The following is a 26,959-nucleotide window of genomic DNA, read 5'->3' as shown; positions in this document are numbered from 1 at the left end:
GCCGCCAGCAGCGCCCCCGCCAGCCCCGAGAGCACATCCCCGCTGCCCGCCGTCGCCAGCCACCCCGTCCCCGTCGGATTGACCCGCACCGGCACCCCCTCCCCCGGATCCGCCACCAGCGTCGTCGACCCCTTCAGCAGCACCGTCGCCCCGTACCGCGCCGCCAGCTCCCGTACGGCGGCCAGCCGCCCCGCCTCGACCTCCGCGCGCTCCCGCCCCAGCAGCGCCGCCGCCTCCCCGGCGTGCGGCGTCAGCAGCGTCCCGGCGGTCCGCCGCCGCACCTGATCCGGCGTCAGCAGGCGCAGCCCGTCCGCGTCCACCAGCACCGGCACGTCCGCGGCCAGCACCTCCTCCAGCGCCCCCGTCTCCTCGCCCAGCCCCGGCCCGATCACCCACGACTGGACCCGGCCCGCCTTCCCGGGCGGCCCGGCGTGCACCAGCGTCTCGGGGAACCGCGCCAGCACCGCGTCCGCCGCCGGCCCCACGTACCGCACCGCCCCGGCGCCGCCGCGCAGCGCGCCCGCGACCGCCAGCACCGCCGCCCCCGGATACCGCGCCGACCCGGCGACCACCCCGACCACGCCCCGCCGGTACTTGTCGCTCTCCGCGGCCGGCCGCGGCAGCAGCGCCGCGACATCGGCGTGCTGAAGCGCCTCCGCGTCGGCGGCCGGCGGCAGCTCCAGGCCGATGTCCACCAGGCGCAGCGCCCCGGCCCGCTCCCGCGCCGGATCGATCAGCAGCCCCGGCTTGTACGCGCCGAACGTGACGGTCAGATCCGCCTGCACGGCCTCGCCGGCCACCTCGCCGGTGTCCGCGTCCACCCCGCTGGGCAGGTCCACCGCGACCACGGCCGGCGCCCGCCGGGCCGCGCGGGCGAGCCGGGCGGCCTCCGGGCGCAGCCCGCCGCGGCCGCCGATGCCGACGATGCCGTCGACGACGAGGTCGGCCCGCGCGAGGTCGCCGAGCGCGTCGGACGAGACCCGCCCGCCGGCCGCGCGCAGCGCCGCCAGCCCGCCGGGGTGGGCCCGGTCGGGCGCGAGCAGCACCGCGCGCACCCCGGCGCCGCGGCGGGCCAGCCGGGCGCCGGCGTACAGCGCGTCGCCGCCGTTGTCGCCGCTGCCGACCAGCAGCACCACCCGGGTCCCGTACACCCGGCCCAGCAACTCCGCGCAGGCGGCGGCCAGTCCGGCGGCCGCCCGCCGCATCAGGGTCCCCTCGGGCAGCCGGGCCATCAGGTCCCGTTCGGCGGCCCGCACGGTCGCAACGCTGTAGGCAGTCCTCATGCGGCCAGTGTCACACCGCGCCCCCACCGCCGGACCGCGCGCCACCCCCGGCCCGGCTCACCCCTCCGCGACCACCACCGCCGACGCCACCCCCGCGTCATGACTGAGCGACACATGCCAGGACCGCACGCCCAGTTCCGCGGCCCGGGCCGCGACCGTGCCGCGCACCCGCAGCCGCGGCTGCCCGCTGTCCTCCACGTACACCTCGGCGTCCGTCCAGTGCAGCCCGCCCGGCGCGCCCAGCGCCTTGGCCACCGCCTCCTTCGCGGCGAACCGCGCCGCCAGCGAGGCGATGCCGCGCCGCTCACCGCTCGGCAGCGTCAGCTCCGCCTCGATGAACAGCCGGTGCGCCAGCTCCGGCGTCCGCCGCAGCGCCGCGTCGAAGCGGTCGATCTCCGCGACGTCGATACCCACCCCGATGATCACCGCTCACTCCACCGTCACGGACTTGGCGAGGTTGCGCGGCTGGTCGACCTCGTTGCCGCGGGCGGTGGCCAGTTCGCAGGCGAAGACCTGCAGCGGCACGGAGGCGACCAGCGGCTGGAGCAGCACCGGCGTGCGCGGGATCCGGACGAGGTGGTCGGCGTACGGCACCACGGCCTCGTCGCCCTCCTCGGCGATGACGATGGTGCGGGCGCCGCGGGCCCGGATCTCCTGGATGTTGGAGACGATCTTGTCGTGCAGCACCGACCGGCCGCGCGGCGAGGGGACGACCACCACGACCGGCAGGTCCTCCTCGATGAGCGCGATCGGCCCGTGCTTGAGCTCGCCGGCCGCGAACCCCTCGGCGTGCATGTACGCCAGCTCCTTGAGCTTGAGCGCGCCCTCCAGCGCCACCGGGTAGCCGACGTGCCGGCCCAGGAACAGCACGGTGTCCTTGTCCGCCAGCGAACGGGCCAGCTCCCGGACCGGCTCCATGGTGCCCAGCACCTCCCGCACCCGCCCGCCGATCGCGGCCAGTTCGCGCACCACGTCCCGGATCTCGTCGCCCCACTTCGTGCCGCGCACCTGCCCCAGGTACAGCGCGACGAGGTAGACCGCGACCAGCTGGGTCAGGAACGCCTTGGTGGAGGCCACCGCCACCTCGGGCCCGGCGTGCGTGTAGAGCACCGCGTCGGACTCGCGGGGGATGGTCGAGCCGTTGGTGTTGCAGATGGCCAGCACCCGCGCGCCCTGCTCGCGGGCGTGCCGCAGCGCCATCAGGGTGTCCATGGTCTCCCCGGACTGGCTGATGGCGATGACCAGCGTGCGGTCGTCCAGGATCGGGTCGCGGTAGCGGAACTCGCTGGCCAGCTCGGTCTCGCAGGGGATCCGCGTCCAGTGCTCGATGGCGTACTTGGCGATCATCCCGGCGTGGTACGCGGTCCCGCAGGCCACGATGACGACCTTGGAGACCTCGCGCAGCACCGCCGGCGCGATCCGCACCTCGTCCAGCGACAGCACCCCGGCGTCGTCCACCCGGCCCAGCAGGGTGTCGGCGACCGCCTTCGGCTGCTCGGCGATCTCCTTGAGCATGAAGTAGTCGTAGCCGCCCTTCTCGGCGGCCGAGGCGTCCCAGCCGACGTGGTACGGCCGGACCTCGGCGGGCGCGCCGTCGAAGTCGGTGACCGCGACCCCGTCCCGGCGCACCTCCACGACCTGGTCCTGGCCCAGCTCGACGGCCTCCCGGGTGTACGCGATGAACGCCGCCACGTCCGAGGCCAGGAACGCCTCGTCCTCGCCGAGCCCCACCACCAGCGGCGAGTTGCGGCGCGCGCCGACCACCACGTCCGGGGCGTCGGCGTGCACCGCGACCAGCGTGAACGCGCCCTGGAGCCGCCGGCACACCTGCCGCATCGCCTCGGCCAGCTCCCCGCACGAGGAGTACGCCTCGGCGAGCAGGTGGGCCACCACCTCGGTGTCGGTCTCGGACGCCAACGCGTGGCCCCGGTCGGTGAGTTCGGCGCGCAGCGCGGCGAAGTTCTCGATGATGCCGTTGTGCACGACGCTGACCCGGCCGGCGTTGTCCAGGTGCGGATGGGCGTTGGCGTCGGTGGGGGCGCCGTGCGTGGCCCACCGGGTGTGGCCGATGCCGACCGTGCCGGTGGGCAGCGGGCGGTCGGCCAGTTCCTTCTCCAGGTTGGCGAGTTTGCCGGCCTTCTTGGCCGCGGCCAGCCCGCCGTCCGCGAGCACCGCGACACCGGCCGAGTCGTAGCCGCGGTACTCCAGCCGCTTCAGCCCCGCGAGCACCACCTCAAGGGCGCTCTGCCCGCCCACGTATCCCACGATTCCGCACATGGGGGCAGCCTACGCCGGGGCGTTCTCAATACCCGCGAGCGATCCGGTCCCGCGCCTCGCGCACCCGGGCGCGCAGTTCCGCGTCCGCCTCCGGGTCCGCGCCGGGCTCGTGGTGGTCCAGGAAATCCGACAGATCCTCGCCGAGGTCCGCGTCCGGCAGCTCCTCGGCCAGCTCGGCGTGGACGCGGGCCGCGAAGCCCGCCGCCCCGGCCCGGGCGGCGGCCGCGCGCAGCCGGCGCTCCCGGGCGCGCTCGCGCAGCAGTTCCCGCAGGCGTGCCCGCACGCCGACCCCCCTGTGTCCCGGCGGCCCCCTGCCGCACCGGTCCGAAAATACCGTTTTCCGGGCCGCGGCGGCACCACCGCCCGGGGTCCGGACGGCCCGGGCCCTTCGGACCCACCCCGCCGGGGGCCGCCCGCGCCCGGCCCCGGACAATGGGCCGTGTGTCCCTGACGACGGATCCGCAACGACGCCGCACCGACAGCTCGCCGTACGTCGACCTGACGCGCGCGGAGTGGAGCGCCCTGCGGGAGAAGACCCCGCTCCCGCTGACCGCCGAGGAGGTGGAACGGCTCCGCGGCCTGGGCGACGTCATCGACCTCGACGAGGTCCGCGACGTCTACCTCCCGCTGTCCCGGCTGCTCAACCTCTACGTGGGCGCCACCAGCAACCTCCGCGGCGCGCTCAACACCTTCCTGGGCGACGCCGGCAACGGCCACGGCTCCCAGCCCGGCACGCCGTTCGTGATAGGCGTGGCGGGCAGCGTCGCGGTCGGCAAGTCCACCACCGCCCGGCTCCTCCAGGCGCTGCTGGCCCGCTGGCCCGAGCACCCGCGCGTGGAGCGGGTCACCACCGACGGCTTCCTCTACCCCAACGCCGAACTCCACCGGCGCGGCCTGATGTCCCGCAAGGGCTTCCCGGAGTCCTACGACCGCCGCGCCCTGACCCGCTTCGTGGCGGATGTGAAGGCCGGCCGCGCGGAGGTCACCGCCCCCGTCTACTCGCACCTGGTCTACGACATCGTGCCCGGCGAGCGGCTCACCGTGCAGCGCCCCGACATCCTCATCGTCGAGGGCCTCAACGTCCTCCAGCCGGCCCTGCCCGGCAAGGACGGCCGCACCCGGCTGGGCCTGGCCGACTTCTTCGACTTCTCGGTCTACGTCGACGCCCGCACCGAGGACATCGAGCAGTGGTACCTCGGCCGCTTCCGCAAACTGCGCCAGACCGCCTTCCAGGACCCGTGCTCGTACTTCCGCAAGTACACCCAGGTCTCCGAGGAGGAGGCGCTGGACTACGCCCGCCTGATGTGGCGCACCATCAACAAGCCCAACCTGGAGCAGAACGTGGCCCCCACCCGGAGCCGCGCCAGCCTCGTCCTGCGCAAGGGCCCGGACCACAAGGTCCAGAGGCTCTCCCTGCGGAAGCTGTGAAACGGCCGGCGGCGGCCCCGGAAACCTCCGGGACCGCCGCCGCACGCACCTGCCGGGCCGTCAGCCCAGCGCCGTCTTGACCGCGTCGGCCAGCCGCTCCGCGACCGCCCGCGCCTGCTCGATGTCGGCCGCCTCGACCATCACCCGCACCAGCGGCTCGGTCCCGGACGGCCGCAGCAGCACCCGCCCGGTGGCGCCCAGCTCCCGCTCCGCCTCGCCGACCGCGGTGGCCAGCTCCGGGGAGGTGGCCACCCGCGACTTGTCGACGTCCGGGACGTTGATGAGGATCTGCGGCAGCCGCTCCATCACCCCGGCCAGCTCGGCCAGCGGCCGCCCGGTCGCGGCGACCCGGGCCGCCAGCATCAGACCGGTCAGCGTGCCGTCGCCGGTGGTGGCGTGGTCCAGCACGATGACGTGCCCGGACTGCTCACCGCCCAGCGCGAAGCCGTGCGCCTTCATCTCCTCCAGCACGTACCGGTCGCCGACCGCGGTCTGCACCAGCGCGATACCGGCCCGCTCCAGGGCGAGCTTGAAGCCGAGGTTGGACATGACGGTGGCCACGACGGTGTTCTGCCGCAGCGTGCCGGCCTCCCGCATGCCGAGCGCGAGGACGGCAAGGATCTGGTCGCCGTCGACCTCGTTGCCGGTGTGGTCCACGGCCAGGCAGCGGTCGGCGTCCCCGTCGTGCGCGACACCGAGGTCCGCGCCGTGCTCGACCACCGCGGCCCGCAGCTTGGCCAGGTGGGTGGAGCCGCAGCCGTCGTTGATGTTGAGCCCGTCCGGCTCGGTGCCGATCGTGATCACCTCGGCCCCGGCCCGCGCGAACGCCTCCGGGGAGACCCGGGCCGCCGCGCCGTGCGCCCCGTCGATGACGATCTTCAGCCCGTCCAGGCGGTTGGGCAGCACCCCGACCAGGTGCGCGACGTACTTGTCGAACCCCTCGTCGTAGTCGGTGACCCGGCCCACGCCGCCGCCGGTCGGCCGGTCCCACGGCTCACCGGAGCTGTGCGCCCGGTACGTCCGCTCGATCCGGTCCTCCAGCTCGTCGGCGAGCTTGTGGCCGCCCCGGGCGAAGAACTTGATGCCGTTGTCGGGCATCGGGTTGTGGCTGGCCGAGAGCATCACGCCCAGGTCCGCGCCGAGCGCCCCGGTCAGGTACGCCACCGCCGGGGTCGGCAGCACGCCCACCCGCAGCACGTCCACCCCGGCACTGGCCAGGCCGGCCACCACCGCGGCCTCCAGGAACTCCCCCGACGCCCGCGGATCCCGCCCGACCACGGCCACCGGCCGGTGCCCCTCAAACGTCCCGGCCTCGGCCAGCACGTGCGCCGCCGCGACCGAGAGGCCGAGCGCCAGCTCCGCCGTCAGATCCGCGTTGGCGACACCGCGCACACCGTCCGTGCCGAAGAGTCGTCCCACTGCTGTCCTCCATTGCGTTCCACCAGGCGCCGCCCCGGGCGCCCGCCACCGGGGTGCCTACGAGAACGCCCCGGCAGCACACAGCGGTGCCGCCGGGGCGAACGTGACGTACAAGCAGGCAGCGATTAGCGCTTGCTGTACTGCGGAGCCTTGCGGGCCTTCTTCAGACCGGCCTTCTTGCGCTCGACCGCACGGTCGTCGCGCTTGAGGAACCCGGCCTTCTTCAGGGCGGGGCGGTTGTTGTCCACGTCCGCCTCGTTCAGCGCACGGGCCACGCCCAGGCGCAGCGCGCCGGCCTGGCCGGAGATGCCGCCGCCGGCGATGCGGGCGATGACGTCGTAGCGGTTCTCCAGCTCGAGCACCTTGAAGGGCTCGTTGACTTCCTGCTGGTGCACCTTGTTCGGGAAGTAGCCCTCAAGGGTGCGGCCGTTGATCTTCCACTGGCCGGTGCCCGGAACGATCCGGACGCGGGCGATGGCGTTCTTGCGGCGGCCCAGGCCGGCGGCCGGCTGCGGCTCGCCGAAGCGGGACGCGACGGACTCGGAGGTGTACTCCGTCTCCACGGCCTCCGACTCGGTGGTGTACTGCTCGACCTCGTCCAGCGGGATCTCGGGGGTGGTCTCAGCCACGATGCTTCCTCAGATTCTCTGTCGTCTTGGGGTGGCCGGGACTTACTGCGCGACCTGGGTGATCTCGAACGGGACCGGCTGCTGCGCAGCGTGCGGGTGCTCGGCACCCGCGTAGACCTTCAGCTTCGAGAGCATCTGACGGCCGAGGGTGTTCTTGGGAAGCATGCCCTTGATGGCCTTCTCGACGGCCTTCTCGGGGTTCTTCGCCAGCAGCTCGTCGTAACGGACCGAGCGCAGACCGCCCGGGTAGCCGGAGTGGCGGTACGCCATCTTCTGGGTGCGCTTGTTGCCGGAGAGGTGCACCTTGTCGGCGTTGATGATGATGACGAAGTCACCGGTGTCAACGTGAGGGGCGTAAACCGGCTTGTGCTTACCCCGCAGGAGGGAGGCGGCCTGGCTGGCCAGGCGGCCCAGAACCACATCCTGGGCGTCGATGATGTGCCACTGGCGCTGAACATCGCCGGGCTTGGGGCTGTACGTACGCACGTCGTAGCCTTCGCTTCGTGAGTTGGGGTATCCCCCTGATCCGTGCGGACCGGGGAGAAGGGTCCTGTACTGGCGCCAGAGCTGCTCACACAGTGAGACGGCACTACGGGCGACGCAACCCGATCGTCCGCCGCTGGTCAGCGGCCCGGAAAGCCGGCGTAAGGCCCCTCACGTGAGATAGAGCAAGCCCATACGCATAACGAACTCGCAGGATACCGACCCGCCCCCGTACGGGTCAAAACGCGCCCCGGACACGCGTGCGCCCCCGCCCCCGCCCGGCCCCCGGAACCGGCCCGGATCCGCACCCGCTCCGCCCCCCGCGGCGCCGGACCCGCCCATTAGGATGCCCGGCATGAGCTTTGGGCAAGGGGGGCCGTTCGAGGGCCCCGGGGGATCCACTCCGAACTGGGAGGCGCTCGCCGAGGAGAGCGAGGCGCGCGCCCGCCGCAAGCGCTGGCTGATGATCGGCGGCGGTGCGGTCGCGGCCCTGGCGATCGCCGGCATCGTCGCCGCCGCGGTGATCAGCAGCGGCGGCTCCCCCGACGGCGGCCCCACCGCCAAGCCCGCCGCCTCCGGCTCCGCCGTGGTGCCGGACGACAAGCCGTCCTTCCCCGACGTCTCGGTCCCGCCCCCGCCCAACCCGCGGGACTACATCTCCGATCCGAAGAAGGACACCGCGCCGCTCACCCCGGCCACCCTCTTCCCGCAGCAGACCATGGTCGTCGGCGAGCACAGCTACCCGCGCACCGCCACCGACGCCGTCACCGACTGCACCGCCGCCGCCCAGGGCCCCCTGGTCTCCTCGCTCACCCACAACGGCTGCCGCAAGCTGCTGCGCGCCACGTACGCCAAGGGCGGCGTGGCGGTCACCATCGGCGTCGCGGTCTTCGACTCCCCCGCCCAGGCCGCCGCGGTGATGAACGAGGGCAAGCCCAACCTCAAGCCGCTGGCCGGCGGCGGCGTCCCCGCGGAGTTCTGCCAGGGCAGCAAGTGCCTGATGACCACCAACGCCACCGGCCGCTACGCGTACTTCACCATCGCCGGCTTCACCAGCGGCAAGGACGTCACGGCCAGCGCCCCCGCCGCCCAGCAGATCAGCCGGGACGGCGGCGGCTACGCCTTCACCCAGATCAGCCAGCGCGGCAAGGACCAGGCCGCCAAGGCCGCCGAGGAGCAGCTGAAGGAGGCCCGCCGGAAGGCCGGCCAGACCTCCTGACGCCCGGCCGGGGCCGGCTCAGCAGCAGCCGGCCCCCGGCAGCGTCCGCTTGTTGCGCGCCGCGCGGTTGCGCTCCATGAGCAGCTCATCGGCCGGATAGCCGACCTCCTCCAGCGTCAGCCCGTGCGGCCGGACGACATGCACCGCGGAGTCCCGCACCCCGGCGGCCAGCACCTTCCCCGGCCAGTCCACCGGCCGGTGCCCGTCGCCGACGAACAGCAGCGCGCCCACCAGCGACCGCACCATGTTGTGGCAGAACGCGTCCGCCCGGACCGTCGCCGTGACGATCCCGTCCGCGCCCCGCTCCCAGCTCAGCTCCTGGAGCGTGCGGATCGTCGTCGCGCCGTCCCGCCGCTTGCAGTACGCCGCGAAGTCGTGCTCCCCCAGCAGCGCCTGCGACGCGGCGTTCATCGCCGCCACGTCCAGATCCCAGTCGTGCCACAGCACGTGCCCGCGCAGCAGCGGATCGACGCCGCCGCGCCGGTCGGTGACCCGGTACGCGTACCGCCGCCAGATCGCCGAGAACCGCGCGTTGAAGCCGTACGGCGCCTCGGCGACCCGCCACACCCGGACGTCCTTGGGCAGCCGCCCGGCCAGCCGCCGCAGCAGCTTGTCGCCGTGCTCGGCCCACAGCTCCGCCGGCAGGTCCACATGGGCCACCTGGCCGCGCGCGTGCACCCCGGCGTCGGTCCGCCCGGCCACGGTGAGCTCGTAGGTCTCCGCGGACCGCGTCACCGTCCGCAGGGCGTCCTCCACCTCCCCCTGGACCGTGCGCCGCGCCCGCTGCTTGGCCCACCCGGAGAAGTCCGTGCCGTCGTACGACAGGTCCAGCCGCACCCGGACGAACCCGGGCTCCACTTCGTCACTCACACCAGCAATCCTCTCAGGCCCGCCGCACACGAAAGCGGGCCCGCCCCCGGAGGGACGGACCCGCTCACGCGAAACCGGGACGTCAGGCGTCCTTGTTCTCCTCGGCCGGAGCCTCGGCGGCCTCGTCGGCCTTCGCGGCGGCGGCCTCGTCGGCCTCCTTCACCGCGCGCTTCGCCGCGGCCTCGGCCTCGGCGACGGTGGCCTTCTTGGCGATCTCGCCCTCGACCAGCTCGATGACGGCCATGGGGGCGTTGTCACCGCGGCGGTTGCCGATCTTGGTGATACGGGTGTAGCCACCCGGACGCTCCGCGAACCGCGGCGCGATCTCGGTGAAGAGCGTGTGCACGACGCTCTTGTCCGTGACCAGCTCCATGACCTGGCGGCGGTTGTGCAGGTCGCCCTTCTTCGCCTTGGTCACCAGGCGCTCCGCGAACGGGCGCAGACGACGGGCCTTGGCCTCGGTCGTGGTGATGCGGCCGTGCTCGAACAGGCTGGTCGCCAGGTTGCGCAGGAGCGCCTTCTCGTGCGCCGCGCTGCCGCCCAGACGGGCACCCTTGGTGGGCTTCGGCATGGTGTATCTCCTTCATCGCTGCACCGGCCGTATCAGGTACCGGTGTCAGTTCCCACGAGGCGGCCGCCCCGCGGAAGTCGTACGCCGGCCCGGGCGCCCGAAGGCGCCCGGGCCGGAAGAGCTCGGCTCAGTACTGCTCGGTCTCCACGAACCCCTGGTCCGCGTCGTCGTCCGCGCCGAACGCGTCGGCGGCGGCGGTCGGGTCGAACCCGGGAGGCGAGTCCTTCAGCGCCAGGCCCATACCGGCCAGCTTCGCCTTGACCTCGTCGATCGACTTCGCACCGAAGTTGCGGATGTCGAGCAGGTCCGCCTCGGACCGCGCCACGAGCTCACCCACGGAGTGGATGCCCTCGCGCTTGAGGCAGTTGTAGGAGCGGACGGTCAGCTCCAGCTCCTCGATCGGCAGCGCCAGGTCGGCGGCGAGGGCGGCGTCCGTCGGGGACGGGCCCATGTCGATGCCCTCGGCGTCGATGTTCAGCTCACGCGCCAGACCGAACAGCTCGACCAGGGTCTTGCCGGCCGACGCCATGGCGTCGCGCGGCCGCATGGCCTGCTTCGTCTCGACGTCGACGATCAGCTTGTCGAAGTCGGTGCGCTGCTCGACACGGGTCGCCTCGACCTTGTACGTGACCTTGAGCACCGGCGAGTAGATCGAGTCGACCGGGATCCGGCCGATCTCCTGGCCGACCTGCTTGTTCTGCACCGCGGAGACGTAGCCGCGACCGCGCTCGACGGTCAGCTCCATCTCCAGCTTGCCCTTGCCGTTCAGCGTGGCCAGGACCAGGTCGGGGTTGTGCACCTCGACACCGGCCGGCGGGGCGATGTCGGCGGCGGTGACCAGACCCGGGCCCTGCTTGCGCAGGTACATCACGACCGGCTCGTCGTGCTCCGAGGAGACGACCAGCTGCTTGATGTTGAGGATCAGGTCGGTGACGTCCTCCTTGACGCCGGGCACGGTGGTGAACTCGTGCAGCACGCCGTCGATGCGGATGGACGTGACCGCCGCACCCGGGATGGAGGAGAGCAGGGTCCGGCGGAGGGAGTTGCCGAGGGTGTAGCCGAAGCCGGGCTCCAGCGGCTCGATCACGAACCGCGAGCGGTACTCGTCGACGACCTCTTCGGTCAGCGACGGGCGCTGAGCAATCAGCATGGTGTTCGTTCCTTCAGTCGTGGACGCCCGCTATTTGACGTCCGCTGTACTGACAAGGGTACGGGCGGTACGGCGCCATCGGCTCCGTACCGCCCCCACCGGTCAGCTCTTACTTGGAGTAGAGCTCCACGATCAGCTGCTCCTGCACCTGGGTGTCGATCACCTGGCGCTCGGGCAGGCTGTGCACGAGGATCCGCAGCTGCGAGGGGATCGACTCCAGCCACGCCGGAACGGTCTTCTCGCCGGCCTCCGCCTGCGCCACCTGGAAGGGGGTCAGGTTCTTGGAGCCCGAGCGGACCTCGATGATGTCGTTCACGGCCACCCGCGCCGACGGGATGTCGGTCTTGCGGCCGTTGACCTGGATGTGTCCGTGACGCACCAGCTGACGGGCGTGGTCGCGGGACTTGGCGAAGCCGGCCCGGTAGACCACGTTGTCGAGGCGGGTCTCAAGGATGCGCAGAAGGTTCTCACCGGTCTTGCCGGACTTCTGGTTCGCTTCCTTGTAGTAGTTCACGAACTGCTTCTCAAGGACACCGTAGATGCGGCTGCACTTCTGCTTCTCACGAAGCTGGAGCAGGTACTCGCTGTCCTTGGTGCGCCCGCGACCGTGCTCACCCGGGGGGTAAGGACGGATCTCGATCGGGCACTTCGCGCTCTCGCACTTGCTCCCCTTGAGGAAGAGCTTCTGCTTCTCCCGACGGCAACGCTTGCAGTCGGCCCCGGTGTAACGCGCCATTGTCTAGTTGTCTCCTACTTCAGATGGTCAGACGCGGCGGCGCTTGGGCGGGCGGCATCCGTTGTGCGGGGTGGGGGTGACGTCCTGGATCGAACCGACCTCCAGGCCGGTGGCCTGGAGCGAGCGGATCGCGGTCTCACGGCCGGAGCCGGGACCCTTGACGAAGACGTCGACCTTGCGCATGCCGTGCTCCTGCGCGCGGCGCGCGGCCGACTCGGCGGCCATCTGCGCGGCGAACGGGGTCGACTTGCGCGAGCCCTTGAAGCCGACGTGGCCGGCGGAGGCCCAGGAGATCACGTTCCCGGTCGGGTCGGTGATCGAAACGATCGTGTTGTTGAACGTGCTCTTGATGTGAGCGTGCCCGTGGGCGACGTTCTTCTTCTCCTTGCGGCGCACCTTCTTGGCGCCGGCCGTACGGCCCTTCGGAGGCATTCAGTATCTCCCGTGGAGGTGGTCGGTCCTACAGCGAAGACCGCTTGCGTGGTCCTGCTGAGGACTACTTCTTGCCCGGCTTCTTCTTGCCGGCGATCGCGCGACGCGGACCCTTGCGGGTACGGGCGTTCGTGCTGGTGCGCTGTCCGTGCACCGGCAGACCGCGGCGGTGACGCAGACCCTGGTAGCAGCCGATCTCGACCTTGCGGCGGATGTCGGCCTGGATCTCGCGACGGAGGTCACCCTCGGTCTTGAGGTTGTTGTCCACGTACTCGCGGATCTTGACCAGGTCTTCCTCGGTCAGGTCGCGGACCCGGGTGTCCGGGTTCACGCCGGTGGCCGCGAGGGTCTGCTCGGAGAGCGTCCGCCCGATACCGAAGACGTAGGTGAGGCCGACCACCACGCGCTTGTCGCGCGGGAGGTCAACGCCTGCGAGGCGTGCCATTGATGTGGCTCCTGATGGCTATTCGGAGGTCTTCCGCAGCACCGTTCCCGTAAGACTCTGCAGCGTGTGCAGCGTTACGAGCCGGGTCCCCGGCCTCCGAGCCGGGGGTGTCGTCCCTCGCGCGCGGCGCGGGGGTCGGGTGACTGCGTATGTACGTGTTGTGCTTGCGTCGCGCGATCTGCGGGAGTGCAGGAGGTCGGCGTGCGTCAGCCCTGGCGCTGCTTGTGGCGCAGGTTGTCGCAGATGACCATGACCCGGCCGTGGCGGCGGATCACCTTGCACTTGTCGCAGATCTTCTTGACGCTCGGCTTGACCTTCATGGGATGTGAGGTTCTCCGGGTCAGTGCCGCTGCCCCACGGGAGCGGGGCGCCGGCAAGATCTACTTGTAGCGGTAGACGATTCGGCCACGCGTCAGGTCGTAGGGAGAGAGCTCCACGACGACCCGGTCATCCGGGAGGATGCGGATGTAGTGCATCCGCATCTTGCCGCTGATGTGCGCGAGGACCTTGTGACCGTTCTGGAGCTCCACCTTGAACATGGCGTTCGGCAGAGACTCGATCACGGTGCCCTCAATCTCGATGGCACCTTGCTTCTTGGCCACGCTTCGCCTTTCGGATCGGCTACCTTGATCGACTCATGTGCACGGCCGGCACCCGATGTGCGGGCACACGGATGCACGAGAGCCGACGCGTCAGTCTACGTCAGCGCCTGAGAAAAGACGAATCCAGGGTTATTGCCCACCCGTGGAGATCGTTACGCCGCGCGGCCCGCATCAGGCCAGCGGGTCCGGCGCCGCGGTGACGCCGAGGCTCGCCAGCTTGGCCCGGCCGCCGTCCGGCGCGGTCAGCACCAGCGGGCCGTCCTCGGTCAGCGCGACCGAGTGCTCCCAGTGCGAGGACCAGCTGCCGTCGTCGGTCTTGACCGTCCAGTCGTCGTCCAGGACGTGGGTCTTCGCGGTGCCCAGATTGACCATCGGCTCGATCGCGATGCAGAAGCCCGGGACCAGCTTCGGGCCGCGGCCCCGCTTGCGGTCGACGTAGTTCAGCAGATGCGGGTCCATGTGCATCTGCGAGCCGATGCCGTGGCCGCCGTAGTCCTCGACGATGCCGTACTTGCCGCTCGCCGGCCGCGGCTGGCGGCGGATGTAGCCCTCGATCGCCTTGGAGATGTCCACCAGGCGGTTGCCCTTGGCCACCGCGGCGATGCCGGCCCACATCGACTCCTCGGTGACCCGGCTCAGCTCGACCAGCTCCGGCCCGTGCCCGGCGCCGACGAAGGCGGTGTACGCCGCGTCGCCGTGCCAGCCGTCGATGATCGCGCCGCAGTCGATGGAGATGATGTCCCCGTCCTTGAGGACCACGTCCTCGGAGGGGATGCCGTGGACGACGACGTCGTTCACCGAGGTGCAGATGGTGGCGGGGAAGCCGCCGTAGCCGAGGAAGTTCGACTTCGCGCCGTGCTCGGCGAGGACCTTTCGGGCCACCTCGTCCAGGTCCTTGGTGGTGGCGCCGGGCACCGCGGCCTCCCGGGTGGCCGCGTGGATGGCGGCGACCACCAGCCCCGCCTCGCGCATCTTCGCGATCTGCGCGGGGTTCTTGATCTCCAGCATGCCGGTGCCTTCCGCCTTCACTCTCGTCCCGGGGATTTCCCGCTGATCCAACACTACGGCCGCGGCGCCCCTCAGGGACACCGCGGCCGTACGCAGTTGCGTGCTTACTCGCCGCGACCCAGGGCGTCCATCGCCCGCCGGGTGACCTCCGCGACCTTGCCGAGCGCCGGGATCGTCACGACCAGGCCCTGGGCCCGGTAGTAGTCGATGATCGGCTCGGTCTCCGAGTGGTAGACCTCCAGCCGCTTGCGGACGGTCTCCTCGCGGTCGTCCTCGCGCTGGTACAGCTCACCGCCGCAGGCGTCGCAGACGCCCTCGGCCGCCGGCTTGTTGTACTCCACGTGGAAGACGTGGCTGGAGTCCTTGCGGCAGATCCGCCGGCCGGCGATCCGCTTGACGACCTCGTCCTCCGGGACCTCCAGGTCCAGGACGGCGTCCAGCTTCAGGCCCTTGCCCGTCAGGTACCCGTCCAGCGCCTTCGCCTGGCCGATGTTGCGCGGGAAACCGTCCAGCAGGAAGCCCCCGGCCGCGTCGGACTGCTCCATCCGGTCCTCGGCCATCCCGATGGTGACCGAGTCCGGGACGAGGTTGCCGGCGTCCATGTAGGACTTGGCCTCGACACCCAGCGGCGTGCCCTGGGAGATGTTGGCCCGGAACAGGTCCCCCGTGGAGATGTGCGGGATCGCGAGGTTCTTGGCGAGGTACGCGGCCTGCGTACCCTTACCGGCCCCCGGGGGTCCGACGAGGACGATTCGCATCAGCGGAGGAACCCTTCGTAGTTGCGCTGCTGAAGCTGGCTCTCGATCTGCTTCACGGTCTCCAGGCCCACACCCACGATGATCAGGATGCTCGTCCCGCCGAACGGGAAGTTCTGGTTCGCGTTGAACAGCACCAACGCCACTGTTGGTACGAGCGCGATCAGCCCCAGGTACAGCGAGCCCGGCCACGTGATCCGGTTGAGCACGTAGCTGAGGTACTCGGCCGTCGGGCGACCAGCCCGGATGCCCGGGATGAAGCCACCATACTTCTTCATGTTGTCGGCAACTTCTTCGGGGTTGAAGCTGATGGCCACGTAGAAGAAGGCGAAGAAAACGATCAGGAGGAAGTACGTAATGATGTAAACGGGGTGATTTCCCTTGGTGAAGTTGGACGCGATCCACCGCGCCCACTCCGCGTTCGACCCGCTGAACTGAGCGATCAGGGCCGGGATGTAGAGCAGCGAGGACGCGAAGATGACGGGAATCACACCCGCCTGATTCACCTTCAGCGGGATGTACGTGGACGTACCGCCATAGGACCGGCGCCCGATCATCCGCTTCGCGTACTGCACCGGGATGCGGCGCTGCGCCTGCTCGACGAAGACCACCAGGGCCACCATCGCCAGGCCCACCGCGATCACCGAGAAGAACTCGATCCAGCCGTCGGCCAGCTTGCCGGTGAGCTTGATCTGCCACAGCGCGCCCGGGAAGCCGGCGGCGATCGAGATGAACATCAGGATCGACATGCCGTTGCCGATACCGCGGTCGGTGACCAGCTCACCGAGCCACATGATCAGGCAGGTGCCGGCGGTCATCGTGATCACCATCGTGATGGTGGTGAAGATCGAGTCGCTGGGGACGATCTGGCTGGCGACCGGGCAGCTCTGGAAGAGCGCGCCGCTGCGGGCGGTGGCCACCAGGCCGGTGCCCTGGAGGACGGCCAGCGCCACGGTCAGGTAGCGGGTGTACTGGGTGATCTTCGCCTGGCCGGTCTGGCCCTCCTTCTTGAGGGCCTCCAGCCGGGGGATCACCACGGTCAGCAGCTGGAGGATGATGCTCGCCGTGATGTACGGCATGATCCCCAGCGCGAAGATCGTGATCTGCAGCAGCGCTCCACCGCTGAACATGTTCACCAGGGCGAACAACCCGCTGTTGCCGCCGGCCTGCTTCATGCAGGTCTCGACGTTCGCGTAGTTCACCCCTGGGACCGGGACGTGCGCTCCGATCCGGTAGAGCACGATGATGCCCAACGTGAACAGCAGCTTCTTGCGCAGGTCGGGCGTCTTGAACGCTCGGGCGAACGCGGTGAGCACGGTGCCTCCTGCGCCTCCCGCCCCATGAGGCCAGGAGGTGACGGTCTTGAGGATCGACGAATACGTAGCGGCTGTACCGCGCGGGGCTCGCCCGCACGGCGGGTCCGGGGAGGTCCCCGGACAAGACAAACAGTGCAGGCCACCTTACCGGCGACCGTACCCCCGTGGAACGACCAACCGGGGATGCCCCAATCGGTGGGCATCCCCGGTCAGTTGAACCAACGAACTCAGAGGAGTTCGGTGACGCTGCCGCCGGCAGCGGCAATCTTCTCCTTGGCGGAGCCGGAGACGGAGTCCACCGTCACCTGCAGCGCCACGGAGATCTCGCCCTGGCCCAGGACCTTGACGAGCTCGTTCTTGCGCACCGCGCCCTTGGCGACCAGGTCGGCCACCGTGACCTCGCCACCCTGCGGGTAGAGCGCGGCCAGCCGGTCCAGGTTCACGACCTGGAACTGCTTGTGGGCGGGGTTCTTGAAGCCCTTCAGCTTCGGGAGGCGCATGTGGAGGGGCATCTGCCCACCCTCGAAGCGCTCCGGAACCTGGTAACGGGCCTTGGTGCCCTTGGTACCACGACCAGCGGTCTTACCCTTGGACGCCTCACCACGACCGACACGGGTCTTGGCGGTCTTGGCGCCAGGGGCGGGCCGGAGGTTGTGGACCTTCAGCGGGTTGCTCTCCGCCATGTCAGTCGACCTCCTTGACCGACACGAGGTGGCGGACGGTGTGCACCATGCCGCGGTACTCGGGACGGTCCTCCTTGACAACCACGTCGTTGATCTTCTTCAGACCAAGCGAGCGCAGGGTGTCGCGGTGGTTCTGCTTGCTGCCGATCAGGGACTTGACCTGGGTGATCTCGAGACGCGCCATTACGCACCCACCCCGGCACGCGCCCGCAGCAGAGCGGCGGGAGCGACATCCTCCAGCGGCAGGCCGCGGCGGGCGGCGATCTCCTCGGGCCGCTGCAGGCCCTTGAGCGCCGTCACCGTGGCGTGCACGATGTTGATCGGGTTCGACGAACCGAGGGACTTGCTCAGCACGTCGTGGATACCGGCGCACTCCAGGACGGCGCGCACCGGGCCACCGGCGATCACACCGGTACCAGGCGAAGCCGGCTTGAGCAGGACGACGCCCGCGGCCTTCTCGCCCTGGATCGGGTGCGGAACGGTACCGGCGATACGCGGGACCTTGAAGAAGTTCTTCTTGGCCTCTTCCACGCCCTTGGCGATGGCAGCCGGAACTTCCTTGGCCTTGCCGTAACCGACACCTACGGTGCCGTCACCGTCGCCCACCACGACCAGCGCGGTGAAGCTGAAACGACGACCACCCTTGACAACCTTGGCGACGCGGTTGATCGCGACAACGCGCTCAACGTACGCGGTCTTCTCGGCGGCAGCGCCACCGTCGCGACCCTTCCGGTCCCGCCGCTCGCCGCCACCGGCACCGCTCCCGCGGCGCTGGGGTCCAGCCATTGGATTTACCTCTCTCGTTTGCGTCCGCTAGCTCCGGAACCGGGGCTTTAGAACTTCAGCCCGGCTTCGCGGGCGGCGTCGGCCAGAGCGGCAATCCGCCCGGCGTACTGCTTGCCACCGCGGTCGAACACGACGGCCTCGACGCCGGCGGCCTTGGCGCGCTCCGCGACCAGGGCCCCGACCTTCTTGGCCTGAGCGCTCTTGTCGCCCTCGCCGCCGCGGATCGACGCGTCCAGGGTCGACGCCGACGCCAGGGTGTGGCCCTGGATGTCGTCGATGACCTGGGCGAAGATGCCGCGGTTGGAACGCGTCACGACCAGACGAGGACGCTCGGGCGTACCCGAAATCCGCTTGCGGATCCGGATGTGGCGACGCTTGGCGGCAGCGCGCTTGTAGGCGTTGCCCTTAGCGATCTTCACACCGTATGCCATGGCTTACTTACCCGCCTTTCCGACCTTGCGGCGGATGACTTCGCCCTCGTACTTGACGCCCTTGGCCTTGTACGGGTCGGGCTTCCGCAGCTTGCGGATGTTCGCGGCGACCTCGCCGACCTTCTGCTTGTCGATGCCCTCGACGCTGAACTTCGTCGGCGACTCGACCTTGAACGAGATGCCCTCGGGGGCCTCGATCAGGATCGGGTGGCTGTAGCCCAGGGAGAACTCCAGGTTGGAGCCCTTGGCCTGGACGCGGTAACCAACACCGCTGATCTCGAGCTTCTTCACGTAGCCCTGGGTCACGCCAGTGATCATGTTCGCCACCAGCGTGCGGGACAGGCCGTGGAGGGCCTTGTTCTGCCGCTCGTCGTTCGGGCGGGAGACGGCGATGACGCCGTCCTCACCCTTGGCGACCTCGATGGGCGCCGCGACGGTGTGCGAAAGGGAGCCCTTGGGGCCCTTCACGTTGACCGTGCGGCCCTCGATGGTGACGTCCACACCAGCGGGAACCTGGATGGGCAGCTTGCCAATACGCGACATTAGCTTTTCCTCCGTTCCCTGTTACCAGACGTAGGCGAGGACTTCCCCACCCACGCCCTTCTTCTGCGCCTGCTGGCCGGTCAGGAGACCGTGGGACGTGGAGATGATGGCCACGCCCAGGCCACCGAGGACCTTCGGCAGGTTGGTGGACTTGGCGTAGACCCGCAGACCCGGCTTCGAGATCCGCTTGATGCCGGCGATCGAGCGCTCGCGGTTCGGTCCGAACTTCAGCTCGAGGACGAGGTTCTTGCCCACCTCGGCGTCCTCGACGCGCCAGCCGGTGATGTAGCCCTCCTGCTGGAGGATCTCCGCGATGTGCGACTTGATCTTGCTGTGCGGCATCGACACGGTGTCGTGGTACGCCGAGTTCGCGTTCCGCAGACGGGTCAGCATGTCTGCGATGGGATCAGTCATGGTCATGAATTGGCCTTCGGCCTCTCTCGCCGGGGTTTCCTATCTGCGCCATCCCTCTCCCCGAGCTCGGTCGGGACGGGTGCGGTGCGGGGACCTACGGCGTAGTAAGCGACGTTATGCGGGCGGGGCCCGCGGTCGGTCTGGGGCGGCGGGGCGCCCAAACCCTTCCAGCGTACGGGAAGGAGGACTGGGCGCCCGCCGACCGGTTGCTTACCGAGAGCCTCCGGTAAATCCCAACTGGGGATTTACCAGGAGCTCTTGGTCACGCCCGGCAGCTCGCCACGGTGAGCCATCTCACGAAGGCACACGCGGCACAGGCCGAACTTGCGGTACACGGAGTGCGGACGGCCGCAGCGCTGGCAGCGGGTGTACGCGCGCACACCGAACTTCGGCTTGCGAGCAGCCTTGGCAATCAGAGCCTTCTTCGCCATTCGCTCACGCCTCCTTGAACGGGAAGCCGAGGTGACGAAGCAGGGCGCGGCCCTCGTCGTCGTTGGTCGCCGTGGTGACCACGGTGATGTCCATACCCCGGGTGCGGTCGATCTTGTCCTGGTCGATCTCGTGGAACATGACCTGCTCGGTGAGACCGAAGGTGTAGTTGCCCCGACCGTCGAACTGCTTGGGGGACAGACCACGGAAGTCGCGGATGCGCGGCAGCGCCAGCGACAGCAGGCGGTCCAGGAACTCCCACATGCGGTCACCGCGGAGGGTGACGTGGGCGCCGATCGGCTGACCCTCACGCAGCTTGAACTGCGCGATGGACTTCCGGGCCTTGGTGACGGCCGGCTTCTGGCCGGTGATCGTGGCGAGGTCGCGCACGGCGCCCTCGATCAGCTTGGAGTCGCGGGCGGCGTCGCCCACACCCATGTTGACCACGATCTTGGTCAGGCCGGGGATCTGCATGACGTTCTCGTACGAGAACTCGTCCTTCAGCTTCCCGGCGATCTCTTCGCGGTAGCGCGTCTTGAGGCGCGGCGCGTTGGTGGTGGCAGTCATCAGATGTCCTCACCGGTCCGCTTGGCAACGCGGATCTTGTTGCCGTTCTCGTCGAAGCGGTATCCGACGCGGGTCACGACCTTCTTGCCGTCCTGCTCCACGACCAGCTGAACGTTGCTGACGTGGACGGGGGCCTCGGTCGTCACGATGCCGCCGGTCTGCGCACCGCGAGCGGTCTGTCCGGCCTTGGTGTGCTTCTTGACCCGGTTGACACCCTCGACCAGGACGCGGTCCTCGCGGGGGTAGGCCGCGATGACCTTGCCCTGCTTGCCCTTGTCCTTGCCGGTGATGACCTGGACCAGGTCGCCCTTCTTGATCTTCATCGGTTACAGCACCTCCGGCGCGAGCGAGATGATCTTCATGAACTTCTTCTCGCGCAGCTCCCGGCCCACGGGGCCGAAGATGCGGGTGCCGCGGGGGTCGCCATCGTTCTTGAGGATGACGGCCGCGTTCTCGTCGAAGCGGATGTACGAGCCGTCCGGACGGCGGCGCTCCTTGACGGTGCGAACGATGACGGCCTTGACGACGTCACCCTTCTTCACGTTGCCACCGGGGATCGCGTCCTTGACGGTGGCGACGATGACGTCACCGATGCCCGCGTAGCGGCGACCGGAACCACCGAGAACACGGATGCAAAGGATCTCCTTCGCACCAGTGTTGTCGGCGACGCGCAGTCGCGACTCCTGCTGGATCACGTCTATCTCCTGAATGTCTGCCGGTTCCCGGCAGGTGTTTCACGTGAAACACCTGCCGAGCCTGGCGGAACTGTTCCTGGGGGGTCCCCCAGGAGGGATTACTTGGCCTTCTCGAGGATCTCGACGACGCGCCAGCGCTTGGTCGCGGACAGCGGCCGGGTCTCCATGAGGAGGACGCGGTCGCCGACACCCGCGGCGTTCTGCTCGTCGTGCGCCTTGAGCTTGTTGGTACGGCGGATGACCTTGCCGTACAGGGCGTGCTTGACGCGGTCCTCGACAGCGACGACGACGGTCTTGTCCATCTTGTCGCTGACGACGAGGCCCTCACGGGTCTTGCGGAAGCCGCGCTCGGTCGTCTCAGTCACATTCTTCTCGCTCATCAGGCGCTCTCCACCGTCTCGATGCCCAGCTCACGCTCACGCATCAGGGTGTAGATCCGGGCGATGTCCTTGCGGACGGCCTTCAGCCGGCCGTGGTTCTCGAGCTGTCCGGTCGCCGCCTGGAAGCGGAGGTTGAACAGCTCCTCCTTGGCCTCACGCAGCTTGGCAACGAGGTCCTCGTTGTTCAGCTCGCGCAGCTCGGTCGCCTTGGTACCGGCCGCCATCACGACTCACCTGCCTCGCGCCGCACGATGCGGCACTTCATCGGAAGCTTGTGGGCGGCGCGGGTCAGCGCCTCCTTGGCAACCTTTTCGTTCGGGAAGGACAGCTCGAACATCACCCGGCCGGGCTTGACGTTCGCGACCCACCACTCCGGAGAACCCTTACCGGAACCCATGCGGGTCTCGGCCGGCTTCTTCGTCAGCGGACGGTCGGGGTAGATGTTGATCCACACCTTGCCGCCACGCTTGATGTGACGGGTCATGGCGATACGAGCGGACTCGATCTGCCGGTTCGTCACGTAGGCCGGGGTGACGGCCTGGATGCCGTACTCACCGAAGGCCAGCTCGGTACCGCCCTTGGCCATACCGTTCCGCTTCGGGTGGTGCTGCTTGCGGTGCTTGACCCTGCGAGGGATCAGCATGTCGGTCAGCCCTCCGTTCCAGGGTTCTCCGCCGGAGCAGCGGCAGCGGCCTCGGCCTTGGGGGCCTCGGCAGCGGGAGCCTGCTGCTGCGGCTTGCGGCCGCGACCGCCACGCTCGCCACCGCGGCGCGGGCGCTCGTTGCCACCGCGGGCCGGGCGGTTGCCCGCACGCGCGGCGGCGTTCTCGGCACGCACCTCGGCGATGTTCTTGACGTCGCCCTTGTAGATCCAGACCTTCACACCGATGCGGCCGAAGGTGGTCTTGGCCTCGAAGAAGCCGTAGTCGACGTTCGCGCGGAGCGTGTGCAGGGGCACCCGGCCCTCGCGGTAGAACTCCGAGCGGGACATCTCGGCGCCGCCGAGACGGCCACCGCACTGGATCTTGATGCCCTTGGCGCCGGCCTTCATCGTCGACTGCATGCTCTTGCGCATGGCGCGACGGAAGGAGACGCGGGAGGAGAGCTGCTCGGCGACGGCCTGGGCCACCAGCTGCGCATCGGTCTCGGGGTTCTTGACCTCGAGGATGTTCAGCTGGACCTGCTTGCCGGTCAGCTTCTCCAGCTCACCGCGGATGCGGTCGGCCTCGGCGCCGCGGCGGCCGATGACGATGCCCGGGCGAGCGGTGTGGATGTCAACGCGGACGCGCTCACGGGTGCGCTCGATCTCCACCTTGGAGATACCGGCGCGCTCCATGCCCTTCGTCATCATGCGACGAATGGCGACGTCTTCCTTGACGTAGTCCTTGTACAGCTTGTCGGCGTACCAGCGGGACTTGAAGTCCGTCGTGACGCCGAGCCGGAACCCGTGCGGGTTTACCTTCTGGCCCATTACCGGGTTCCTTCCTTGCTGCTGACGACCACGGTGATGTGGCTGGTCCGCTTGCGGATCCGGTAGGCACGGCCCTGGGCGCGCGGCCGGAACCGCTTCAGGGTCGGACCCTCGTCGACGTACGCCTCGCTGACGAACAGCGTGGAGGCGTCCGAGTGGTCGTAGTTGTGCGCGGCATTGGCAATGGCGCTGTCCAGCACCTTGCCCACGGGCACGCTCGCGGCCTGCGGAGCGAATCGCAGGACCGCCTGAGCCTCCGTGGCATCCATGCCACGGATAAGGTCCACCACGCGGCGGGCCTTCATGGGCGTGACGCGGATGTACCGCGCCTGGGCCCTGGCTTCCATGGTTGTCCCTTCGGTGTCAGTCATAGTCGGTTCACCCCCGCGGTGAGCGGGGAACCACCTCTCCGGTCGATCAGCGACGACGCGACTTGCGGTCGTCCTTCTCGTGGCCGCGGAAGGTGCGGGTCGGCGCGAATTCGCCGAGCTTGTGGCCGACCATCGACTCGGTGACGAACACCGGGACGTGCTTGCGGCCGTCGTGCACCGCGATCGTGTGGCCGAGCATGGCCGGGACGATCATCGAGCGGCGGGACCAGGTCTTGATGACGTTCTTGGTGCCGGCTTCGTTCTGTACATCCACCTTCTTGGCGAGGTGGTCGTCGACGAAGGGCCCCTTCTTGAGACTGCGCGGCATCTAAACCCGCTCCTAGCGCTTCTTGTTCGTCTTGCGGCGGCGGACGATGTACTTGTTGCTGGCCTTCTTCGGCGAGCGCGTACGACCCTCCTTCTTGCCCCAGGGCGAGACCGGGTGGCGACCACCGGAGGTCTTGCCCTCACCACCACCGTGCGGGTGGTCGACCGGGTTCATCACGACACCACGCACGGTCGGGCGGACGCCCTTCCAGCGCATGCGGCCGGCCTTGCCCCAGTTGATGTTCGACTGCTCGGCGTTGCCGACCTCGCCAACGGTGGCGCGGCAGCGGACGTCGACCAGGCGGATCTCACCGGACGGCATGCGCAGGTGGGCCATGGAGCCCTCCCGCGCCAGCAGCTGCACGGAGGCACCCGCGGAGCGGGCGAACTTCGCGCCGCCGCCGGGCCGCAGCTCGATGGCGTGGATGGTCGTACCGACCGGGATGTTGCGCAGCGGCAGGTTGTTGCCCGGCTTGATGTCGGCGCCAGCGCCGTTCTCGATCCGGTCGCCCTGCTGGAGGCCGCGCGGGGCGATGATGTAGCGCTTCTCGCCGTCTGCGTAGTGCAGCAGCGCGATGCGCGCGGTGCGGTTGGGGTCGTACTCGATGTGCGCGACCTTGGCCGGCACGCCGTCCTTGTCGTGACGACGGAAGTCGATCACGCGGTAGGCGCGCTTGTGGCCACCGCCCTGGTGGCGAACGGTCACACGACCGGCGTTGTTACGGCCGCCCTTGCTGTGCAGGGGGCGGACCAGCGACTTCTCCGGCGTGGACCGCGTGATCTCGACAAAGTCGGCGACGCTGGAGCCACGACGGCCCGGGGTCGTCGGCTTGTACTTGCGGATACCCATTTCTCAGTCCTCGTCCGATTCCGGACGACTCGGACTCCTGATTCAGGAGGCCGGGCCGCCGAAGATGTCGATACGGTCGCCCTCGGCGAGGGTCACGATGGCGCGCTTGGTGTTGGCGCGCTTACCGAAACCGGTGCGGGTGCGCTTGCGCTTGCCCTGCCGGTTGATCGTGTTGACCCCGGTGACCTTGACCGAGAAGACCGCCTCGACGGCCTGCTTGATCTGGGTCTTGTTGGCACGCGGGTCGACGATGAACGTGTACTTGTTCTCGTCCAGCAGCGCGTAGCTCTTCTCCGAGACCACCGGCTTGACGAGGACGTCGCGGGGGTCCGTGAAGGTCTTGCTGGTGACGACGGCCTCAGTCATCAGGCGTCGCTCCCTTCGGTCTCAACGGCGGCCTTGGGGCCAGACACGAAGGACTCGAAGGCGGCCTTGGTGAAGACCACGTCGTCGGAGACGAGCACGTCGTACGTGTTCAGCTGGCCCGGCTCCAGGATGTGGACCTGGGGCAGGTTGCGGGCGGAGAGCCACGCGGCCTCGTCGGAGCGCTCGGCGACCAGGAGCACGTTCTTGCGCTCCGAGATCTTGCCGAGCAGGCCCTTGGCGGCCTTCGTGGACACCGCGCCGTCGACCACGCCGGTGACGACGTGGACGCGGCTGTGGCGGGCCCGGTCGGACAGCGCACCGCGCAGCGCGGCGGCCTTCATCTTCTTCGGGGTCCGCTGGCTGTAGTCACGCGGCACGGGGCCGTGGACGACGCCACCGCCGGCGAACTGCGGCGCACGGGTCGAACCCTGGCGCGCGCGGCCGGTGCCCTTCTGGCGGTACGGCTTCTTGCCACCGCCGCGGACCTCTCCGCGAGTCTTGGTCTTGTGCGTGCCCTGACGGGCAGCGGCCAGCTGCGCGACGACGACCTGGTGGATCAGCGGAACGCTGACCTTCGCGTCGAAGATCTCCGCGGGGAGCTCGACGGTCCCGGCCTTGTCGCCTGCCGGCGAAAGGATGTCAATGGTGCTCATCGGTTACCTCAGGCCCCCTTGGCCGCGGTACGGACCAGGACGAGGCCGCCGTTCGGACCAGGAACTGCGCCCTTGATGAGCAGCAGGCCCTTCTCCGCGTCAACGGCGTGGACGGTCAGGTTCTGGGTGGTGACCCGCTCATTGCCCATACGGCCGGCCATCCGCATGCCCTTGAACACGCGGCCCGGGGTGGCGCAGCCACCGATGGAGCCCGGCTTGCGGTGCACGCGGTGGGCACCGTGCGAAGCCTTGCCACCGCCGAAGCCATGACGCTTCATGACACCGGCGAAGCCCTTGCCCTTGCTCTTGCCGGTCACGTCGACCTTGACGCCGGCCTCGAACACGTCGGCGCTGAGCTCCTGGCCGAGGGTGTACTCGGCGGCGTCCGCCGTACGGACCTCGACGAGGTGGCGGCGGGGGGTGACGTCGGCCTTGGCGAAGTGGCCCTTGAGGGGCTTGTTCACCTTGCGCGGGTCGATCTCGCCGAAGGCGATCTGGACGGAGTCGTAGCCGTCCTGGTCATTGGTGCGCACCTGGGTAACGACACAGGGGCCGGCCTTCACCACGGTCACGGGGACGACACGGTTGTTCTCGTCCCAGACCTGGGTCATGCCGAGCTTCTCGCCCAGGAGCCCCTTGATCTGCTTAGCCATTCTCAGATCACCGACCCTCAGAGCTTGATCTCGATGTCGACACCGGCCGGGAGGTCGAGTCGCATCAGGGAGTCAACGGTCTTCGGCGTCGGGTCGAGAATGTCGATCAGGCGCTTGTGCGTGCGCATCTCGAAGTGCTCGCGCGAGTCCTTGTACTTGTGCGGCGACTTGATGACGCAGTACACGTTCTTCTCAGTGGGCAGCGGCACCGGGCCCGCGACCGACGCACCCGTGCGGGTCACCGTCTCGACGATCTTCTTCGCCGAGGAGTCGATGACCTCGTGGTCGTAGGCCTTGAGCCGGATGCGGATCTTCTGTCCCGCCATGGCTACTTCGTAGTCCTGTCTCTCGTAACGCTCTGGGACCCGGGAGGTCACCGTTCTTCTCCGACCCACGCGGTCGGGCGTGTCGCGCTCCTTCTCGTAAATCTCCGCAGAGCGGATCCCTCGAGGAGGAGAGCGTGGGGGAAGAACACCCACCGGGCGCCTGGCCGAGGCACCCCGCTGACGCTTCCCGGAAGATTCCCGTACTTCCGCCCCTGAGAAGGGGCGACGAATACCTGGGACTCGCTTCCGGTCCTCCCGGCGGGAGGCGCGCAGCATCGGCACTCAACCGAGCAACCTGGACAGTGTGCCATACCGGGCACGCCCAAGGCCAATCGAGCCCCGCCTGTCAAGAAGCCCCGCCCACCGGGTGGTGAGCGGGGCTTCTCAGGAGC

General features: G+C 69.5%; 41 protein-coding genes. 2 read left to right on the top strand and 39 right to left on the bottom strand.

Annotation, left to right across the window (positions count from 1 at the left end; all coding sequences use genetic code 11):
* The 4 genes from ADL22_RS19355 to ADL22_RS19340 form a co-directional block, all read right to left on the bottom strand.
* On the bottom strand, positions 1-1,283 hold a 1,283-nt coding region (locus ADL22_RS19355; protein ID WP_066980934.1), incomplete at its 3' end, for a bifunctional ADP-dependent NAD(P)H-hydrate dehydratase/NAD(P)H-hydrate epimerase.
* A 57-nt stretch (positions 1,284-1,340) separates the two neighbouring features.
* The gene (locus tag ADL22_RS19350; RefSeq protein ID WP_066980925.1) at positions 1,341-1,709 is read right to left on the bottom strand and encodes a holo-ACP synthase; all 369 of its coding nucleotides are present in this window, start codon (positions 1,707-1,709) and stop codon (positions 1,341-1,343) included.
* Positions 1,710-1,712: 3 nt separating this feature from the next.
* Entirely contained in the window at positions 1,713-3,560 is a 1,848-nt protein-coding gene (gene glmS, locus ADL22_RS19345; RefSeq protein WP_066980922.1) for a glutamine--fructose-6-phosphate transaminase (isomerizing), read from the bottom strand.
* Between the two features lie 25 nt (positions 3,561-3,585).
* A complete protein-coding gene (locus ADL22_RS19340) occupies positions 3,586-3,843 on the bottom strand; it encodes a hypothetical protein (RefSeq protein WP_066980918.1) in 258 nt (85 codons plus the stop codon).
* Between the two features lie 149 nt (positions 3,844-3,992).
* On the opposite strand from ADL22_RS19340, the gene coaA reads away from it, so the two are divergent.
* Complete coding sequence (coaA, locus tag ADL22_RS19335; RefSeq protein WP_234430771.1) at positions 3,993-4,988, top strand: type I pantothenate kinase; 996 nt, start codon at positions 3,993-3,995, stop codon at positions 4,986-4,988.
* Between the two features lie 60 nt (positions 4,989-5,048).
* Here the strand turns inward: coaA and glmM are convergent, their stop codons facing one another.
* The 3 genes from glmM to rplM all read right to left on the bottom strand — a co-directional run bounded on the left by glmM (position 5,049) and on the right by rplM (position 7,522).
* Positions 5,049-6,407 (bottom strand): phosphoglucosamine mutase, encoded by a 1,359-nt coding sequence (gene glmM / locus ADL22_RS19330; RefSeq protein ID WP_066980912.1) that lies wholly within the window; start codon positions 6,405-6,407, stop codon positions 5,049-5,051.
* A gap of 125 nt (positions 6,408-6,532) precedes the next feature.
* The gene (gene rpsI / locus ADL22_RS19325) at positions 6,533-7,036 is read right to left on the bottom strand and encodes a 30S ribosomal protein S9 (protein WP_066980909.1); all 504 of its coding nucleotides are present in this window, start codon (positions 7,034-7,036) and stop codon (positions 6,533-6,535) included.
* 42 nt (positions 7,037-7,078) lie between these two features.
* Positions 7,079-7,522 (bottom strand): 50S ribosomal protein L13, encoded by a 444-nt coding sequence (gene rplM, locus ADL22_RS19320; protein ID WP_066980906.1) that lies wholly within the window; start codon positions 7,520-7,522, stop codon positions 7,079-7,081.
* A gap of 352 nt (positions 7,523-7,874) precedes the next feature.
* Between rplM and ADL22_RS19315 the strand changes: the two genes are divergently transcribed.
* The gene (locus ADL22_RS19315; RefSeq protein ID WP_066980903.1) at positions 7,875-8,738 is read left to right on the top strand and encodes a hypothetical protein; all 864 of its coding nucleotides are present in this window, start codon (positions 7,875-7,877) and stop codon (positions 8,736-8,738) included.
* An 18-nt stretch (positions 8,739-8,756) separates the two neighbouring features.
* Here the strand turns inward: ADL22_RS19315 and truA are convergent, their stop codons facing one another.
* The 32 genes from truA to rpsJ all read right to left on the bottom strand — a co-directional run bounded on the left by truA (position 8,757) and on the right by rpsJ (position 26,567).
* On the bottom strand, positions 8,757-9,608 hold the full coding sequence (gene truA / locus ADL22_RS19310; protein WP_066980899.1) for a tRNA pseudouridine(38-40) synthase TruA: 852 nt from the start codon (positions 9,606-9,608) through the stop codon (positions 8,757-8,759).
* 82 nt (positions 9,609-9,690) lie between these two features.
* Entirely contained in the window at positions 9,691-10,179 is a 489-nt protein-coding gene (gene rplQ, locus ADL22_RS19305; RefSeq protein WP_066980897.1) for a 50S ribosomal protein L17, read from the bottom strand.
* Positions 10,180-10,306: 127 nt separating this feature from the next.
* Entirely contained in the window at positions 10,307-11,329 is a 1,023-nt protein-coding gene (locus ADL22_RS19300; RefSeq protein ID WP_066980894.1) for a DNA-directed RNA polymerase subunit alpha, read from the bottom strand.
* A gap of 109 nt (positions 11,330-11,438) precedes the next feature.
* Positions 11,439-12,065, bottom strand: coding sequence for a 30S ribosomal protein S4 (gene rpsD, locus ADL22_RS19295; protein ID WP_066980891.1), 627 nt, complete (start codon positions 12,063-12,065; stop codon positions 11,439-11,441).
* A gap of 27 nt (positions 12,066-12,092) precedes the next feature.
* On the bottom strand, positions 12,093-12,497 hold the full coding sequence (gene rpsK, locus ADL22_RS19290) for a 30S ribosomal protein S11 (protein ID WP_004571845.1): 405 nt from the start codon (positions 12,495-12,497) through the stop codon (positions 12,093-12,095).
* Between the two features lie 64 nt (positions 12,498-12,561).
* The gene (rpsM, locus tag ADL22_RS19285; protein WP_018538741.1) at positions 12,562-12,942 is read right to left on the bottom strand and encodes a 30S ribosomal protein S13; all 381 of its coding nucleotides are present in this window, start codon (positions 12,940-12,942) and stop codon (positions 12,562-12,564) included.
* A gap of 206 nt (positions 12,943-13,148) precedes the next feature.
* Positions 13,149-13,262, bottom strand: a complete 114-nt coding sequence (gene rpmJ / locus ADL22_RS19280; RefSeq protein WP_003956441.1) for a 50S ribosomal protein L36 — start codon at positions 13,260-13,262, stop codon at positions 13,149-13,151.
* Between the two features lie 60 nt (positions 13,263-13,322).
* Positions 13,323-13,544 carry a translation initiation factor IF-1 gene (gene infA / locus ADL22_RS19275; RefSeq protein WP_003956442.1) on the bottom strand — a complete coding sequence of 74 codons (222 nt, stop codon included), beginning with the start codon at positions 13,542-13,544 and terminating at the stop codon, positions 13,323-13,325.
* 171 nt (positions 13,545-13,715) lie between these two features.
* Complete coding sequence (gene map, locus ADL22_RS19270) at positions 13,716-14,552, bottom strand: type I methionyl aminopeptidase (RefSeq protein WP_066980931.1); 837 nt, start codon at positions 14,550-14,552, stop codon at positions 13,716-13,718.
* A gap of 104 nt (positions 14,553-14,656) precedes the next feature.
* Entirely contained in the window at positions 14,657-15,310 is a 654-nt protein-coding gene (locus tag ADL22_RS19265) for an adenylate kinase (RefSeq protein ID WP_066980888.1), read from the bottom strand.
* A complete protein-coding gene (gene secY / locus ADL22_RS19260) occupies positions 15,310-16,623 on the bottom strand; it encodes a preprotein translocase subunit SecY (RefSeq protein ID WP_066980885.1) in 1,314 nt (437 codons plus the stop codon). The genes ADL22_RS19265 and secY overlap by 1 nt, the downstream gene beginning before the upstream one ends.
* A 227-nt stretch (positions 16,624-16,850) precedes the next feature.
* Positions 16,851-17,306, bottom strand: coding sequence for a 50S ribosomal protein L15 (gene rplO / locus ADL22_RS19255; protein ID WP_066980882.1), 456 nt, complete (start codon positions 17,304-17,306; stop codon positions 16,851-16,853).
* Between the two features lies 1 nt (position 17,307).
* On the bottom strand, positions 17,308-17,490 hold the full coding sequence (rpmD, locus tag ADL22_RS19250; protein ID WP_066980880.1) for a 50S ribosomal protein L30: 183 nt from the start codon (positions 17,488-17,490) through the stop codon (positions 17,308-17,310).
* A complete protein-coding gene (gene rpsE / locus ADL22_RS19245; RefSeq protein ID WP_039635375.1) occupies positions 17,490-18,092 on the bottom strand; it encodes a 30S ribosomal protein S5 in 603 nt (200 codons plus the stop codon). Before rpsE ends, rpmD begins: the two co-directional genes overlap by 1 nt.
* A 47-nt stretch (positions 18,093-18,139) precedes the next feature.
* On the bottom strand, positions 18,140-18,523 hold the full coding sequence (rplR, locus tag ADL22_RS19240) for a 50S ribosomal protein L18 (protein WP_066980877.1): 384 nt from the start codon (positions 18,521-18,523) through the stop codon (positions 18,140-18,142).
* A 3-nt stretch (positions 18,524-18,526) separates the two neighbouring features.
* Complete coding sequence (gene rplF, locus ADL22_RS19235) at positions 18,527-19,066, bottom strand: 50S ribosomal protein L6 (protein ID WP_018538749.1); 540 nt, start codon at positions 19,064-19,066, stop codon at positions 18,527-18,529.
* 21 nt (positions 19,067-19,087) lie between these two features.
* Positions 19,088-19,486, bottom strand: a complete 399-nt coding sequence (gene rpsH / locus ADL22_RS19230) for a 30S ribosomal protein S8 (RefSeq protein ID WP_066980874.1) — start codon at positions 19,484-19,486, stop codon at positions 19,088-19,090.
* A gap of 239 nt (positions 19,487-19,725) precedes the next feature.
* On the bottom strand, positions 19,726-19,911 hold the full coding sequence (locus ADL22_RS19225) for a type Z 30S ribosomal protein S14 (RefSeq protein WP_003956452.1): 186 nt from the start codon (positions 19,909-19,911) through the stop codon (positions 19,726-19,728).
* 4 nt (positions 19,912-19,915) lie between these two features.
* Positions 19,916-20,476 (bottom strand): 50S ribosomal protein L5, encoded by a 561-nt coding sequence (gene rplE, locus ADL22_RS19220; RefSeq protein WP_066980871.1) that lies wholly within the window; start codon positions 20,474-20,476, stop codon positions 19,916-19,918.
* Positions 20,476-20,799 carry a 50S ribosomal protein L24 gene (gene rplX / locus ADL22_RS19215; protein ID WP_066980869.1) on the bottom strand — a complete coding sequence of 108 codons (324 nt, stop codon included), beginning with the start codon at positions 20,797-20,799 and terminating at the stop codon, positions 20,476-20,478. The genes rplE and rplX overlap by 1 nt, the downstream gene beginning before the upstream one ends.
* Positions 20,800-20,802: 3 nt before the next feature.
* Positions 20,803-21,171 carry a 50S ribosomal protein L14 gene (gene rplN, locus ADL22_RS19210; protein ID WP_003998823.1) on the bottom strand — a complete coding sequence of 123 codons (369 nt, stop codon included), beginning with the start codon at positions 21,169-21,171 and terminating at the stop codon, positions 20,803-20,805.
* Positions 21,172-21,269: 98 nt separating this feature from the next.
* Positions 21,270-21,551, bottom strand: coding sequence for a 30S ribosomal protein S17 (gene rpsQ / locus ADL22_RS19205; protein ID WP_066980866.1), 282 nt, complete (start codon positions 21,549-21,551; stop codon positions 21,270-21,272).
* Positions 21,551-21,775 carry a 50S ribosomal protein L29 gene (gene rpmC / locus ADL22_RS19200; RefSeq protein ID WP_004950453.1) on the bottom strand — a complete coding sequence of 75 codons (225 nt, stop codon included), beginning with the start codon at positions 21,773-21,775 and terminating at the stop codon, positions 21,551-21,553. Before rpmC ends, rpsQ begins: the two co-directional genes overlap by 1 nt.
* Positions 21,775-22,194, bottom strand: a complete 420-nt coding sequence (gene rplP, locus ADL22_RS19195; protein WP_004571829.1) for a 50S ribosomal protein L16 — start codon at positions 22,192-22,194, stop codon at positions 21,775-21,777. The genes rpmC and rplP overlap by 1 nt, the downstream gene beginning before the upstream one ends.
* Before the next feature lie 5 nt (positions 22,195-22,199).
* Positions 22,200-23,021 (bottom strand): 30S ribosomal protein S3, encoded by an 822-nt coding sequence (gene rpsC / locus ADL22_RS19190; protein WP_066980863.1) that lies wholly within the window; start codon positions 23,019-23,021, stop codon positions 22,200-22,202.
* On the bottom strand, positions 23,021-23,368 hold the full coding sequence (gene rplV, locus ADL22_RS19185) for a 50S ribosomal protein L22 (protein WP_066980928.1): 348 nt from the start codon (positions 23,366-23,368) through the stop codon (positions 23,021-23,023). The genes rpsC and rplV overlap by 1 nt, the downstream gene beginning before the upstream one ends.
* A 70-nt stretch (positions 23,369-23,438) precedes the next feature.
* Positions 23,439-23,720 carry a 30S ribosomal protein S19 gene (gene rpsS, locus ADL22_RS19180; RefSeq protein ID WP_004571826.1) on the bottom strand — a complete coding sequence of 94 codons (282 nt, stop codon included), beginning with the start codon at positions 23,718-23,720 and terminating at the stop codon, positions 23,439-23,441.
* A gap of 12 nt (positions 23,721-23,732) precedes the next feature.
* Entirely contained in the window at positions 23,733-24,569 is an 837-nt protein-coding gene (gene rplB / locus ADL22_RS19175; RefSeq protein ID WP_016571056.1) for a 50S ribosomal protein L2, read from the bottom strand.
* Positions 24,570-24,611: 42 nt separating this feature from the next.
* A complete protein-coding gene (gene rplW, locus ADL22_RS19170; RefSeq protein WP_066980860.1) occupies positions 24,612-24,935 on the bottom strand; it encodes a 50S ribosomal protein L23 in 324 nt (107 codons plus the stop codon).
* Positions 24,935-25,588: a 50S ribosomal protein L4 gene (gene rplD / locus ADL22_RS19165; protein WP_066980857.1), complete on the bottom strand. Its 654-nt coding sequence runs from the start codon at positions 25,586-25,588 to the stop codon at positions 24,935-24,937. The genes rplW and rplD overlap by 1 nt, the downstream gene beginning before the upstream one ends.
* An 8-nt stretch (positions 25,589-25,596) precedes the next feature.
* Positions 25,597-26,241 carry a 50S ribosomal protein L3 gene (gene rplC, locus ADL22_RS19160; RefSeq protein ID WP_066980854.1) on the bottom strand — a complete coding sequence of 215 codons (645 nt, stop codon included), beginning with the start codon at positions 26,239-26,241 and terminating at the stop codon, positions 25,597-25,599.
* A 17-nt stretch (positions 26,242-26,258) separates the two neighbouring features.
* Positions 26,259-26,567, bottom strand: coding sequence for a 30S ribosomal protein S10 (gene rpsJ / locus ADL22_RS19155; protein WP_003948644.1), 309 nt, complete (start codon positions 26,565-26,567; stop codon positions 26,259-26,261).
* Between the last annotated feature and the right edge of the window lie 392 nt (positions 26,568-26,959).

The sequence above is a fragment of the Streptomyces sp. NRRL F-4489 genome (genome assembly GCF_001509485.1).
Classification (GTDB): domain Bacteria; phylum Actinomycetota; class Actinomycetes; order Streptomycetales; family Streptomycetaceae; genus Streptomyces.
This window is presented reverse-complemented; position numbering and strand designations above follow the sequence as displayed.